We start from the raw sequence: 14,412 nt of genomic DNA, 5'->3' as shown, positions 1-14,412 counted from the left end.
ACCTGGAGCACGCTGTCCTTGCAGAGGAGCAGGCACGACCGGCCCACCATGCCGGACGGACGAGCTGAAATGCGACGGGTCCGGTGGCGAGCCGCACCCTACTCAGCGGCCTGTGCATGACAACTCGCGGCATTCCTGTCGGGCGCGAGATCGATGCCAGGATTGCGATCGAAGAAGCCGCTGGGCATCAGCTTGAAGCCGGTGAAGATGCAGGGTTGAACCGGAAAGTCCTCCGGGCGGACCTGGTGGTGAAGACCGAAGACGTGCCAGAGCACGATATCCGTGTTCTCGATATTCCGGTTCTTCCTGACGAAATCGGAGACACCTCCCGTTCCATCCGAGTGGTTCATGTGTTCGCCAGCCGGATATCGCTCTTCGGGATCGAAGGCCGTCACCCAGAGCTGGTTCTTGATGAAGGTCGACCGTTTGCCCGACGGCGACTCCGGATGGATGAATGGTGTCACGGGATGACTGGCCTCGAGCTTGTAGCCTGTCGGCGTGCCAACCCAGTTCTTGCGATTGGGGTTGATAACTTTCCAGGCCCGATGCGTCGCGGGGTTCACCTGGCGGCACCCGCCAAGCTCGGTCTTGAGAACCGTCTCCTCCTCGTAGAAGCCGTTGCCATAGGCATTGTCCGGCCCCCAAGGATCGGCCTTCGTGTTGAGCTCGACGACACTGTTGTCGTCGCCGTCGATATTCATGTCGAGCCGCGCGCAAAAGATGTGCTGGTGGATGTGACCGACGACGCCGGGAGCGACCTCCTTACCGTACTTGCCAGGCTGACCCGGATGACAGGCGGCCGTGTTGATGATGCCGGTCGCCTTGAGCTCGAACTGGATCGAGCCGTCCGTATGGAAGTACCAGAACAGCCCATATTCGTAGTTGGCGACCGTCGCGATGCAGGAGACCACCAGCCTGCGGGCGCGGCGCGATTCGACGTTGTTGGAGCGGAAGTCCCAATGCTTCCACAGCAGGCCGGCATCCTCCTCATGGATGCAGATCGCGTTTTCGATGGTGACCACTTTGCCGTCCATCGTTGCGAGGTGTGCATCGAGATAGGCGATGGCACCGAGGCAATCACAGCCGAGCTTCAGCGAGTTGGCGAGCTTGCCTATGCCGTACTCGCCGATGTCGAAGACGTTCTTTCGGAAATGCCCCTTGTCCGTGGTGCCGTACGGGACGACCATTTCAACCAGCGATGCACGGTACGCGATCGGCCGCCCGTCATAGCTGATATCGTGCAGAGTCAGACCCTCGCGGGAATTGAAACCGACAAGCACGGACCAGCGATCCCATTCCAGCCGATGTCCATCGAGCCTGAACGAAACGCCCTCAGGCTGGACGATATTGAGCGGCTTGTAGGGCGTACGCGGATTTTTGATGAATTCCGCCTCGTAATTCACCTCCGCCTTCGGAAGCGGGATGATCTCGTGGTCGTCGACGCGGATAATCTCGTAGGTCTTGATGTCAACCACGGCGTTCAGGCCGCCGATGGGGTGCGCGTAGAGATTGTCGTTCTCTCGTAGACGCAGCCACGCGAAGACGTGGGCGAGATAGCGCCCGTCCTCGCCCGGAACGTCAAAATTTCCCGCCGACCACGGATCGATGCAGACGAGCGACATGTCCTCGATGCCGCGCTTCTTGCAGGCGGCAATGAACTCGGGAGCCGCGCGGACGGCGTCTTCGATGGCCGTGAACTGCTCGAGCTGGATCATCGGCTTGGCTGACGGGAGATAGCTGGAGGTGAGGATCTTCTGCTCGGTCAGCGAGACGGTTAGCCGCCAGATACCGTCCTGCCTGATTTGAAACAGGTTAACGCGTGCAGTTCGGTCGATCTGCTCTCCGGACCTGTACTGACGAACGATTGCCTTTACCGGTTCGAGAAGCTCGATCGTCTCAAAGAGAAAGTCGGCACCATATTGTGGATCTTTGCGAACGATCTCAATGACAGCTCGAATCTCTGCAGCGATCAGGGGATCAAGAGGATGCTTCACTTCATCCGCACGTTGGTCGTCCGACGAACAGCTGCAGGACGATGGAGCAGCGACCGTATCCATTATCTACCTCCTTCTTGGCGCTAACTAGCGCAAGCCCAATCCGAGAATTGCAGGCCCGGACGGCGTGCGGTTCGCAGCCAGCTGGTCGCGGAGCTTCCGCTGCGCGTCATTCTCCGACAATACGTCAGTCGACCGATTCTGCAGGTTCGGGCGTGCTGCTATCAGATGGACCATTAACTTGCGATCAGGCGGCTGCGTAATCGCCTGATGCCCAGGGAGGGAGCGATTGGTGAGTGAAAAGCACAATCCCTATGACGTAGGTTTGGATAAGTGTCCGGCTAATTTCTTGCCTTTGACGCCGCTGAGCTTTCTATCGCGCACGGCAGCCGTCTATCCAGATCTCACCAGCACCATTTACAGGGACCGCAGCTTCACATGGGCGCAGGTTCATGAACGGTGCAAGCGGTTTGCATCGTACCTCCGGGGGCGTGGAGTCGGTGCAGGTGATACGGTAGCAGCCATGCTCCCGAACGTGCCAGCCATGAACGAACTTCACTTCTCGGTGCCAATGGCGGGTGCCGTCCTGAATGCGCTCAATACCCGCCTCGATCCCCCCTCGATCGCCTTCCAGCTCGACCATGGCGGCGCCAAGGTCATCTTGGTCGATCCTGAATTTTCAGGCGTGATTGCCGAGGCGCTGGGGAAGATGAGCGGCCCCAAGCCGCTGGCGATCGACGTCGACGATGCCGCTTTCGAGGGCGGCAAACGTATCGGCGAGATCGAATATGAGGCCGCCGTCGCGCAAGGCGACCCGAACTTCACGGCAATCACACCGAGCGACGAATGGGACGCGATCGCGCTGAGCTACACGTCGGGCACCACTGGCAATCCCAAAGGCGTCGTCACCCATCATCGCGGCGCGTACCTGAACGCCGTGAGCAACATTCTCGCCGGCAACCTCGGCCAGCATCCGGTCTATCTCTGGACCTTGCCGATGTTCCATTGCAATGGCTGGTGCTTCCCCTGGACGCTTGCGGCAGCTGCCGGCATCAATGTCTGCCTGCGCAAGGTCGAGCCGACCAAGATCTTCGAGCTGATCAGGCTGCACAGCGTCACCCACATGTGCGGCGCCCCGATCGTGTACAACACGCTGATCAATGCGCCCGATGCGCCAAAGGGCGACGCGGCCCGTCGCGTCGTCGGCCTCATCGCCGGCGCAGCGCCGCCGGTTGCGGTTTTGGAAGGCGCCGAAAGCATCGGCATCAAGCTCACGCATGTGTATGGCCTGACCGAGGTCTACGGCCCCGCCTCCGTTTGCGCCGAGCAGCCCGGCTGGGACGGGCTTCCCGCCGCCGAGCGCGCGAAGATGAAGCGCCGGCAGGGCGTGCCCTACCCGCTTGAAGAAAGCGTCACCGTCATCAATCCGCAAACCATGCAGGAGGTGCCGCGCGACGGCGAGACCATCGGCGAGGTCATGTTCCGTGGCAACATCGTGATGAAGGGCTACCTCAAGAACGAGAAGGCGACGAAGGAAGCTTTCGAAGGCGGCTGGTTTCACACCGGCGACCTCGGCGTGCTCGACGAGCACGGCTATGTCATCATCAAGGACCGCTCCAAGGACATCATCATCTCGGGCGGCGAGAACATCTCCTCGGTCGAGGTCGAGGACATCCTCTACAGGCACCCGGCCGTGCTGTTCGCGGCCGTGGTCGCAAAGCCCGATCCGAAATGGGGCGAAGTGCCCTGTGCTTTCGTCGAGCTGAAGGACGGCGCCAGCGCGACCGAGGCCGACATCATCGCGTTCTGCCGTGGCCAAATGTCGGGCTTCAAGACGCCGAAGGCGGTCGTGTTCGGGCCGATTCCCAAGACCTCGACCGGGAAAATCCAGAAATTTCTGCTGCGCAATCAGGTGGACTCGGCGAAGGCGATTTCGGCCTGAGCCCAGACGCATCGGGGAAACGGTTCCGCTAGCCGCCAACGGGTTAAGACGTAGTAAACGGCGACAGGCGCTCCGCTTAGCGCTCCTTCACTCCACTGCCCGGAGCGTGGATGCCGGTAACCGGTGGTGCAGCCACCAAACTGCGATCCCTTCGGGCGCAGCGAGTGCGACACTCGACGCAGCCGCAAGCGAACTCGATATCGATGCATCGCATCTTTCAGAAGTTTATCGATCTATTAGCTGTCGCAGAAAGCCCTGCCGAATTTAGCATGGCTATCGCAGCCATCGCGGAGGCGTTGGATCTTTCGTCCTTTGCTTACCTAGCCCTTCCACGTTCGCCACTGGCTAAGCCAGTTTTGATCTCGACATATCCGCTAGGGTGGACGTCGCACTATTTGCAGAACAACTATCAGGAGATTGACCCAGTGATCCTGGACGCGCTTCGTAGTCCAGAGCCGTTCAGGTGGGGAATTGGTGTGGATGCGAGACCACATTCAACAGCCCAGCAGAAGCTCCTCCATGAAGCTTCCCAACATGGAATTCGTCTTGGCTTTACGGTTCCTATCCATGACGGTCACGGTGCGATCGCAGCGTTGACCTTCGCCGCTGACCAGCGAGGGGCGGCCTTTGAGCGCTGTACAAGTGCACATGCACGGGTGCTTCAGCTTGCGGCCATGTATTTCCACGCCCACGTTCGTCGAACGCTCTTCAACGAGGGCGCAATCGATGGGGTGCGTTTATCGCGCCGTGAACTCGAATGTTTGATGTGGGCTTCACGAGGAAAAAGCGCTTGGGAAACTGGACGAATCCTCAATCTCTCGCGCAACACGGTGGCATATTACCTGGAGAACGCGAAGAAGAAGCTGGGTGTTCGCACGATTGCGCAAGCGGTGGCGCGTCTAGCCGCTGCTAACAAAACAAAGCAGAATTAGGACGCACACCCCCCACAACTACAGGTAATGACCGGGAGTAATAGTGCCGCTTCAAAGGGGATGGTGAACACCTTTGGAGGGATCATGATTCAGCTCATCACACCGTCTTCGTATGGGGAGTTTTCGAGCACACTCGTTGAGATACACCGGCTGCGGCATCGCGTTTTCAAGTTACGCATGGCGTGGGACGTTCAGGTCAGCGGCGACATGGAGATCGACGAGTTTGATGCACTTCATCCAACTTTCCTAGCTCAGTTGTCGAATGATGGTCGGGTGCAAGGTTCAGTTCGCCTCCTACCCAGCCGCGGTCCGACGATGCTTCGCGACACCTTTCCCGCGCTTCTTGACGGCCAACCCGCGCCGTCAACTCCTCTTGTTTGGGAAAGCAGCAGATTCGCAATAGATGTTGGTGCCGACGCGCCGAAAGGAGATCGCGGTATCACGCGTGCCACCTACGAGCTGTTTGCAGGAATGGTGGAGTTCGGACTTTCACGGCAGCTCACTGATATCGTTACTGTCACGGATGTCCGAATGGAGAGAATCCTTCGACGAGCAGGCTGGCCCCTGCGACGCATCGGCAATCCTTCCACAATTGGCAACACTCCGGCCGTGGCGGGTTACCTCGCGATTTCCCACGATACTCTGGTCAGCCTTCGCAAGGCCGGCGGTCTTTCGACGCCGGTCCTCTGGACGCCGGTAATCTTCGCTGCCGCCTAGACGGATCCCTGTCAACAAATGAGATCGATGTCCCCGCCAAGAGCGGGGACACGTGTCTTACTGTTGCTTCCGAGCTACAACAATGACGGAAACTGAAATTAGGAACGATCGATGGAACGCAGCGAGAGCTATTGACTTGCAACAGCTTCGGTTGGCGGTTGTCGCTTGTGACTACGGGAGCTTCCGGCGAGCCGCGGATGCACTTTCGATCAAGCATACCGTGTTCAGCCGCTCTATCGGTCAGCTCGAGTATCTCGTGGGGACTTCACTGTTTGAGCGCTCAACCGGAGGAATCAAGCCAACTCCCGCTGGCCGGGCAGTTCTGCGAATTGCAAGACTTATTCTGGAACAGGTCGATACTCTTGTCGACACGGGACGGTCCAGTGGTCGCGGCGACTCGGGTCACCTTGCTTTGGGCTTCTGCACATCGATTTCAGCCGGGAATTTGCGCGCGACCTTAGGAGAGTTCAGGAAGCGGCGCCCGCAGATCGAACTGGCAACGATGGAGCGCTCTCGCCTTCGTCTGATGAGTGCCCTTCGCAGCGGAACCCTCGATGTCGTTGTCAGCCCTGGGCGCCTGCTTGCAAAGGACACCAAAGCACAAACGCTTTGGAGCGAACGCATCCTGGTCTCGCTGCCTCAGGATCACCGCCTAGCCGAACGCGACATTGTTTACTGGACCGACCTGCGCAAGGAAACGCTTCTCTTAAGCCAATATGATCCTGGAAGAGAGCTTGAGGAGCTCCTGATCTCGAAGCTCGTACTGCCTGAGGACCGCCCCAGAATCGAGCGCCACGACGTTAGCCGGGGCATCATCAAAAGCCTGATAAGCATGGGCATGGGACTGAGCCTCGTGATGGAATCGGACATTGGAGCAAGCTTTGCCGGCCTCGCGTATCGCGAACTGCAGGACGGCGCAGGGCCAAGCCGGCTGGACTTCCATGCGCATTGGCGCGAAGACAATGAAAATCCGGTTCTGAAGCATTTCCTTAGTTTGTTGGCAGAACGCTATCCCTCACCTCCACCTGCGCCGGGGAAATGACCGCTTCGTCGCGCCTTTGCAAATCCGCGGTCCGTGGCCATAAAGCGCGCCAGCATGGGCGGGATGAGCTTCGCCGGATCGATGCGTTGCCCGCTTTCGCGTGCCAAGGCCTCTGCATAAGCGACGAGGTCCCGATGCACTGAGGCCGGGAGCTCAGTTGTAACCTTGACGGGCTTGTCGTCTGGCAACGCTCCTATTCTCAGTCTGGGCATCCTCTATCCTCCGTAAGGCGTAAGTATGAGGTCACGATTGACGAGAACACGAATCGGGAAACCAGGTCGCACGGTCAGGGTAGGCTGGATATTGAGGCTGCGCCGAACCACCTGTTGCCCAGTTTCATTCAGTGAGTCTGAGGCGCCGTGTCGCAATGCCTGGATGATCGCGCTATTGTTGCTATTAGTGTCTGATCCGGCACCCAGTTCGGTCCCGACCGCCAGAAAGGTCGATAGCGCCGCAGCCTTGAACAGCTCACCCCAGTGATTATCGACCTGGTCTTCGACCCCAGCGTAGCCTGCGGTATCAGTTCCGGGCTGCCGCTCAAGGACGATGGAACGTCCGTTCGGCATGACCAAGCGCGTCCAGACAAGCAGGACGCGAGATTGGCCAAATGTGACCTGACTGTCGTAGATCCCGATCAGACGCGCCCCCTGAGGCACTAATAAGAACCGGCCGGTGGGCGTGTCGTATACGTTTTCGGTCACCTGCGCGGTGATTTGGCCTGGAAGATCCGATCTAACACCTGTGATTAGAGCTCCCGGAATGACGGTCCCAGCCTGCACGATATATGGTGAAGCTGGTCTAGTGACGCGGTCAGGGCTGACTGTGCGACGATCCACAGAAGCGTTCACGAAGGCAAGCTTACGGTCCTGGCCGTTTTGCGCAAAACCGTCCTCGCCAGTGCTGGCCGCGTTCGGTGACGCGACGCGATCGCCTGCGACGGCCGCAGCTGCGGAAGGGCGTACTTCTCCTATATTGGTCGCAGCAAACAAACGGCTGACGCGGGCAGCTTCGGTCTCTTGATCTCGGCGCTGCTGTTCCGGATCAGCGCCGATCGTTGGCGACTGGCCTTGAGCCGCAAGGATCGGCCGACCAAGGTCCCCGGGGAGCGGCGGACCAAGCTGCGGGATTGGCTCGCGCGGAACGCCAGCATAGTCCTTCGGCAGCGTCGTAATGCCGTCGGCAACATTGTGGTGGTCGGTACTGTAAAGCTCGTCGGCCGCCTGGTTTTGGGAACGGCTGCTTTGCAGCGACCACAGGATCGTTCCACCAATGACAAGCAGAACAACCGCGCTCCCTCCAGCTAGGACTTTCCGCGACAACCGTGTCACGCGTGGGTGCTCCGCCCTCAAGCGGAAGCTCCCGGACTCGCCCTGGATCGGCGGCGGGATCAGTTGATCGGAATCGACTTCGTTTTGAGTCTTCATGACGACGGCCTCCCGTCGGTCCTGACAATCCTGACCTTTTGCTGGTGCTCCCCCCCGAGCCGGAGTTCGGCGGCGGCAAACAGTCGGTCGACGATCAATACGTTGGCGTAAGCGCGATAGTTGACGAGTTCGGTCTTGCCGTCTGGACCAATGACGAAGAGCGGAGGCATCTCGCCTTGCACGATCCCTGCCGGGAATTCAATGTAAACCTTGCGGCCGTCGTCATATGCGGCGAGCGGCCGCCAGGGAGGACTGTCCCCTTCGATGGCATAGCGGGAGATGCGCTGCGCCGGCTCCGGAATGACGGGCTTCAGAGCGACCGAGCGCGATCGTTCCCGTACAGTTTCTGGATAGTACCAGGCAACAGACGGCATGTATGGCCGCTCGCGGGAGCGGAGCTCGATCAGGTAGGTGCGCCGGTCAGTATTGACTACCAGGTTAGTCTCTATCGAAGCTCGGGTCGGCTTGACCAGGATATGGACGCGCCGTGTGTCGCCGCTCCCGCTTTCGGTATCGCCCACGACCCAGCGTACGGTATCTCCGGCCGCGATCGGCCCTGATCCCGTCAACTGTTCTCCCTCCTCGAGCGCGATATCCGTGATCTGCCCCGGTGCGGCGTAAATCTGATAGAGCGCCCCGGGACTGTAGGCGTAGATTTGGGCCGCGTTGAAATAACCCCGCTTGCGCGGTTCGACCCGGGCTGCGCTGTTTGCGGTCTCAATCCGGCTCACCGGTTCAGCGTCTTCCTTCCCTCCCGACTTGCCGCCGAGAGCAGGCTTCCAGAGGGGCGGAACGTGAAGCGGTCGCGATCTGTCGTCGAGAGCCACGGGCGTCGCCGGCAGCGGAGGAACTTCAGCGTCATAGCTGATCTCTGGCGGGATGTAGGACGCGCAGCCACCGAGCGCAGCCGAACAAAGCAGAAGCGCGGACAAAAATGCACGCTTCGAGCCCACGAACTCGGGCCAAGCCGAACCGAGCCTGCTTGGCAGGAGTGAACGTTTCGAATGAAAGTCAAACGGCCTCTTGGTCACTGGCTCAACTCCTTTGACCAGCTGATGGCGCGGACGTAGACGCCAAGGGGGTTCTTGCGCAGGCGTTCGGCGTCGCGGGGTGTCTCGATCACGATCGAGAGAATTGCGGTCCATCGCTCAGTCGCGCTCAACGAGCCGTTGTCGTAGATGCGCTGGGTCCAGGCGACGCGAAAGCTTTCCGACGATGCGCGTATGACGCTCGAGACGTCGACAGAGATTTGCGCCTTGCCCAGCCTAGCAAAGGGATCATTGTTCCGCGCATAATCGTTGAGCGCGGCGGCGCCGCGATCGGTTGTAAAGTCATAAGCCCGGAGCCAGTTTTGGCGCAGAACGATGCCGTCGGCCGGCAGACCTCTGACATCCTCGATGAAGCGCGCCAGATGGTAAGCGATCTGGGCATCTGTCGGTTGATAGTCGATGTTGGCCGGCGCGACCCTTTGGGCTTGGCCGAGATGATCGACTTCGACCACCCAGGGCGTGATCGAGCCTTGGCTGGATTGCCAAACAAGACTACCTGCGAGACCGGCCGACAACATCAAACAGCCGAACGCCATCAGGCGCCAGTTCTTGGCTTGCACGCGCGCTGATCCAATGCGTTCGTCCCAAACCTGCGCGGCCTTTTGATAAGGCGTAATCGGCTCGGGCATGCGCCCGTAGTGAACTGATGGTCGTTTGAACATCGATGGTTGCCCCTGATATCGAGTGATCGGTTTCAAGTCGTGCGATAGGTGGATTTGAGGCGCTGCTGTGCGGCGGAGGTGCAGTGATGCGTCTCAGCGTTCTCCTTCGGACAAATCGACGGAGGAGCCGCTGCCACCATGATCGCCCGAGCGGACGGTGTGGCCAGCGGCCGAGGCACCATGCCGAATGGTCTGAGCACGCTTCATGCGGCGAGCCCAATCAGGCTGCCCTTCGGCCGGAGCGCTCGCGCCCTGGTCGCCCGCTTGGCTACCTCCAAAGGCAGCCGCTGCTCGACGCAATGGACTCGTCGCAGCCGAGCTGCCCGCCTCCGCGACGCCAGCAAGGCCGCCGCTTCGATAGGCGGCTGATGCTCCGCTTATGACAGCGCCGCCGCCGCGTGCGGCGCCCGCAATCGCACCGCCAGCGAGACCAGCACCGCCAGCGGCAAGTCCCGCGCTAGCTGCAACAATGCCGCCAGCAGCAAGGCCTGTTCCAATCGCGGCGCCGGCGCCGAGTTGCGGTCCGCCCGACACCAGCCCATTTGCGATACCCGGACCGAAGATGCCGAGGCCCAGCAAGGAAAGCGCCGCGAGCACCAAGGTCATCGCGTCTTCTATGGTCGGCTGTCCACCACCGAAACCAGCCGTGAACTGCGAGAACAAGGTCGATCCAATGCCGACGATAACGGCCAGGACCAGGACCTTGATTCCAGAGGATATGACGTTGCCCAGGACACGCTCCGCCGCGAAGGCGGTCTTGCCAAACAAGCCAAAGGGAATGAGCACGAAGCCGGCCAGGGTCGTGAGCTTGAACTCGATCAGGGTGACAAAGAGCTGGATCGCCAGAATGAAGAAGGCGAGCAGCACCACGACCCACGCGAACAGGAGAACGACGATTTGGACGAAATTTTCGAAGAAACTGATGTAGCCCATCAGGTTGGAAATCGAATCAAGCAATGGTCGGCCGGCATCAAGGCCGACCTGAGCGATCTTTCCGGGCCGCAGGAAATCCGATGCAGACAGGCTTGCGCCGGATGCTTTCAGTCCAAGACCCGCAAAGCTCTCGAAGACGATGCGCGCCAGGCTGTTCCAATTGCTGATCAGGTAGGCAAAGACGCCGACAAAGAGCGTCTTCTTGACGAGGCGTGCGATGATGTCCTCGTCCGTTCCCCAACTCCAGAACAACGCTGCGAGCGTGATGTCGATCGCCGCAAGGGTCGTTGCGAGATATCCGACCTCACTCCCCAGCAATCCGAAGCCGTTATCGATATAATGCGTGAACGTTTCAAGGAACTGGTCAATGATCCCCGTACCAGTCATGGCTTGCTCGCCTCAGGTGTCGCCAGGTTCGGATATCCTTGTGGGATTCGGCTCTGATCCTTTGGAATGAGCGCCACGCCGGCGGCGGAATCGTCGCCAGGAATTGCGGCACCATCTTTCTTGCCCAAGAAGCGGCGCCGGTTTTCGGCCCAAACTTGCTTGCAACGCTCATAACCCTCTGCTTGCTCCGCAGTGACGCTGCGGCAGCGTGCGAGGTCTGAGCTGGTTGCGTCTGTCGTCTGCTCCGCTTTCGGCGGCTGAAGACCGTCTCCGCCGCGAAGCTGTATCGTGCAGGCAGTTACGACCAACACGCCAATTGTCGTAAGCAGTGATAACGCCTTGAATGCCCGGATGTCGGTCATCAGTGGAACATCTGCACGTTGGATGATTGATAGCCCTGCCCTGGCGTGAGAAACCGCCGGAGCTGTTCGCGGCCCTGGTCCTGGGCCGCGGCGTGCTGCGCTGCTTCAAGGCTCTGCGCCCTGCCCTGTGCCGTTACGACAGCCGTCAGGTCCGCCAGCTGCTGCGCATTCAGTGCGAGAAGCTGATTGCCGGCCTGTGTTGCCTGAAGGGCGCCGATAGCGCCTTGGCTTGAGCTAACGAGCGCGGAGGTCTGGACGCGGTTGGTGTCGAGGTTGCCAACGATGCCGGCCTGGACACGAAGCGCGTCTTGCGTTGCCGTATACGAATTCTGCCAACGCGATTGAGCATTGGCGATCAGCAACTGATCCGACTGGCTGCTGGTAGCTGGCGTGTAGTTTGTCGAGAAGGCATGATCGATCTGCTGGACGTCGTAGGCAATGCGCTGGGCTTGGGCCAGCAATTGCTGAGTCCGCTGGATGGAAGATTGCAGTTGCTGCAGCGACGAGTACGGCAGGCTTGCCAGGTTCTTCGCCTGGTTGATCAACATCTGCGCCTCGTTCTGCAACGAGGTGATCTGATTGTTGATCTGCTGGAGCTCCCGCGCAGCTGTCAGGACGTTCTGAACGTAGTTGTTGGGATCGAAGACGATCAGCGCCCGTGCGGGCACGGCGATGCCGAGCATCAGCGCGACGGTGCCAGCGGCCGCCAATAGGCCAAGACGCCTCATTGCGATTTCTCCAGATTGATGAGATTGGGGATCAGGTCGAGAGCCCAGGCGACGTCACGGTGCTGTAGCCAGGCTGGCACGAAGCCGTCAGGGCCATGTTCGGCGAGGAGTTGCGCTATGGCAGCCTGGTCTATCTTGGAAGAGGCTGCAGTGAATGCGAGCGCGACCTCACCAAGGCCAAGCTCGAACATGCGGTTGCCCCGGCGCGACTGGCAGTAGTAGTCGCGCTTTGGCGTTGCCCGGCTCAGAAGTTCGATTTGGCGATCGTTGAGTCCGAAGCGGCGGTAGATGGCGGTGATCTGCGGTTCGATCGCCCGTTCGTTCGGCAGTAACAGACGAGTTGGGCAGCTTTCGATGATCGCAGGCGCGATTGCGGAGCCATCGATGTCAGAAAGCGACTGAGTGGCGAAGATGACGGACGCATTCTTCTTCCGAAGCGTCTTCAGCCATTCGCGGAGCTGGCCGGCAAAGTCCTCGTCGTCGAGGGCAAGCCAACCTTCATCGACAATAAGGAGCGTCGGTCGACCATCGAGACGCTCTCCGATGCGATGGAAGAGGTATGCCAGCACGGCCGGGGCAGCGCTCGTTCCGATCAAGCCTTCGGTCTCGAATGCCTGGACCGACGCCTCGCCGAGGCGCTCGAATTCTGCATCGAGCAGGCGCCCAGAGGGACCGCCGAGGCAATAGGATTGCAGGGCCCTTTTCAGGGAATTGGATTGCAGCAAGACCGAGAGGCCCGTGAGGGTGCGCTCCTCCCTCGGCGCCGAAGCGAGAGAGGTGAGCGCCGACCACAGATGATCCTTGACCTCCGGCGTGATCTCGACCTTTTCCCGCGCCAGGATCGCGGCGATCCATTCCGTGGCCCATCCTCGCTCGGCGGAATCGTCAATCCAGGCCAAAGGTTGCAGCGCGACGGGGTTTTCGTCCCCGTCAGACAGCGCACCGCCGAGATCATGCCAGTCGCCGCCCATGGCGAGCGCGGCCGCCCGGATCGAACCACCGAAATCGAACGCAAAGACCTGCGAGTTCGAATAGCGCCGGAATTGCAGCGCCATCAGCGCGAGCAAGACTGACTTGCCAGCACCGGTCGGTCCCACCACAAGGGTATGGCCGACGTCACCGACGTGGAGCGAAAACCGGAACGGAGTCGATCCCTCGGTCTTGCCGAACAGAAGAGGCGGGCCCTTGAAATGCAAATCCCTCACCTCGCCGGCCCACACGGCCGACATCGGAATCATGTGGCGAGGTTGAGGGTCGACACCGGTGGTTGCCGCACATTGGCGTACACATGGCCCGGCAAGCCACCGAGCCAGGCTTCGACGGCGTTCACCGTCTCGATCATGCAGGTGAAATCGCGGCCTTGAATGACCTTCTCGACCAGGCGGAGCTTTTCATCGGCAGCATTGGGATCTCGGTCCCAGACGGTAATGGTCGCCGTGACAAAGGCTTGTCCGATCTGATCGGACCCCAATTCCTGCAACGCCGCGTCGGCATCAAGTGCCTTGTTGTGGGCATCGGTATCGAGCAACGTCGACGCCTCGTTCGTCATGACCTCCTTGAGGATGGCGCCAATGGACTTTCTCTTTGCGAACCACTGACGGCGAATCTTGGTCAGCAGCTTGGTGGCATCCGTCTTGTCGAGCATGATCGCGCGGGTCGACCATCGATAAGAGAATGGCAGGCGATTCAGATCGTCCAGGATCCCCGGGGTCGTGGCGCCCGGAAAGCCGACAATCGTCAGGACCCGAAGATTCGCTGAGCCCAGCATCGGCTCCAGCCCGCCGGTCAACGGCTGGTCGGCCAACAGCGCATCGATATACATAGGAATTTCGGGCACGCGAACACGATGACGCTTGGTCGAGATCGTCGAGTGCAGGTAGGTCAGCGTGTCCTGATCATCGAGCCAGGCACATTCGGGCATGAACCCTTCGACGAGCTGAAGCACGCGGTTGGTTTGGTCGATAAATCCGCGGAGAACCTCGCGCGCGTCTGCTCCAACGGTGCGATCCCGGCCCTCATAGAGAAGTCGTTCTGCCTTGGCCGCGCCCTCCTCCGGTGGCAAATAGAGGAAGGTCAGGAAATAACTGGACTCATAGTGGGTGCCCGCCTCTTCAAATTGAGCTCTGCGCTCCGCGTCGACCAGCGCGGATGCGACATCCGGATAGGTGCTCGGAGGATAGGCTCCTGCAAAATGGCGCTGCGCCTCAACGAACACGGCCCAGCCGGATCCCAGGCGACGC

At 60.2% G+C, this 14,412-nt stretch carries 12 protein-coding genes and 1 pseudogene; 4 read left to right on the top strand and 9 right to left on the bottom strand.

Annotated elements, in window-relative coordinates:
- Positions 1-98 precede the first annotated feature (98 nt).
- Entirely contained in the window at positions 99-2,057 is a 1,959-nt protein-coding gene (locus tag JQ587_RS28280) for a primary-amine oxidase (RefSeq protein ID WP_212427487.1), read from the bottom strand.
- Between the two features lie 229 nt (positions 2,058-2,286).
- Between JQ587_RS28280 and JQ587_RS28275 the strand changes: the two genes are divergently transcribed.
- The 4 genes from JQ587_RS28275 (at position 2,287) to JQ587_RS28260 (ending at position 6,627) form a co-directional block, all read left to right on the top strand.
- Positions 2,287-3,936: an acyl-CoA synthetase gene (locus JQ587_RS28275; RefSeq protein ID WP_212427486.1), complete on the top strand. Its 1,650-nt coding sequence runs from the start codon at positions 2,287-2,289 to the stop codon at positions 3,934-3,936.
- A gap of 203 nt (positions 3,937-4,139) precedes the next feature.
- Entirely contained in the window at positions 4,140-4,868 is a 729-nt protein-coding gene (locus tag JQ587_RS28270; RefSeq protein WP_212427608.1) for a helix-turn-helix transcriptional regulator, read from the top strand.
- 84 nt (positions 4,869-4,952) lie between these two features.
- A complete protein-coding gene (locus JQ587_RS28265) occupies positions 4,953-5,585 on the top strand; it encodes an acyl-homoserine-lactone synthase (RefSeq protein ID WP_212427485.1) in 633 nt (210 codons plus the stop codon).
- Positions 5,586-5,667: 82 nt separating this feature from the next.
- A complete protein-coding gene (locus tag JQ587_RS28260; RefSeq protein WP_212427484.1) occupies positions 5,668-6,627 on the top strand; it encodes a LysR family transcriptional regulator in 960 nt (319 codons plus the stop codon).
- Here the strand turns inward: JQ587_RS28260 and JQ587_RS28255 are convergent.
- The 8 genes and pseudogenes from JQ587_RS28255 to trbE form a co-directional block, all read right to left on the bottom strand.
- Positions 6,594-6,839, bottom strand: a complete 246-nt coding sequence (locus JQ587_RS28255; protein ID WP_212427483.1) for a DUF2274 domain-containing protein — start codon at positions 6,837-6,839, stop codon at positions 6,594-6,596. The two genes, JQ587_RS28260 and JQ587_RS28255, sit on opposite strands and share 34 nt — an antisense overlap.
- 3 nt (positions 6,840-6,842) lie before the next feature.
- A complete protein-coding gene (locus JQ587_RS28250; protein ID WP_212427482.1) occupies positions 6,843-8,051 on the bottom strand; it encodes a TraB/TrbI/VirB10 family type IV secretion system protein in 1,209 nt (402 codons plus the stop codon).
- On the bottom strand, positions 8,048-9,082 hold the full coding sequence (trbG, locus tag JQ587_RS28245) for a P-type conjugative transfer protein TrbG (RefSeq protein ID WP_212427481.1): 1,035 nt from the start codon (positions 9,080-9,082) through the stop codon (positions 8,048-8,050). The genes JQ587_RS28250 and trbG overlap by 4 nt, the downstream gene beginning before the upstream one ends.
- Entirely contained in the window at positions 9,079-9,762 is a 684-nt protein-coding gene (trbF, locus tag JQ587_RS28240) for a conjugal transfer protein TrbF (RefSeq protein WP_212427607.1), read from the bottom strand. Before trbF ends, trbG begins: the two co-directional genes overlap by 4 nt.
- Positions 9,763-9,855: 93 nt before the next feature.
- Positions 9,856-11,082, bottom strand: coding sequence for a P-type conjugative transfer protein TrbL (gene trbL / locus JQ587_RS28235; protein ID WP_212427480.1), 1,227 nt, complete (start codon positions 11,080-11,082; stop codon positions 9,856-9,858).
- Positions 11,079-11,444 (bottom strand): putative entry exclusion protein TrbK-alt, encoded by a 366-nt coding sequence (gene trbK-alt, locus JQ587_RS28230; protein WP_212427479.1) that lies wholly within the window; start codon positions 11,442-11,444, stop codon positions 11,079-11,081. Before trbK-alt ends, trbL begins: the two co-directional genes overlap by 4 nt.
- Positions 11,444-12,172, bottom strand: coding sequence for a P-type conjugative transfer protein TrbJ (trbJ, locus tag JQ587_RS28225; protein WP_212427478.1), 729 nt, complete (start codon positions 12,170-12,172; stop codon positions 11,444-11,446). The genes trbK-alt and trbJ overlap by 1 nt, the downstream gene beginning before the upstream one ends.
- A pseudogene (gene trbE / locus JQ587_RS28220) lies at positions 12,169-14,412 on the bottom strand (conjugal transfer protein TrbE); the annotation flags it as partial. The pseudogene trbE and the gene trbJ, both read right to left, overlap by 4 nt.

The sequence above is a fragment of the Bradyrhizobium manausense genome (assembly GCF_018130615.1).
In the GTDB taxonomy this organism is placed as follows: Bacteria; Pseudomonadota; Alphaproteobacteria; order Rhizobiales; family Xanthobacteraceae; genus Bradyrhizobium; species Bradyrhizobium manausense_A.
The sequence above is the reverse complement of the archived record's forward strand: the minus strand, read 5'-3'. Positions and strand labels throughout refer to the sequence as shown.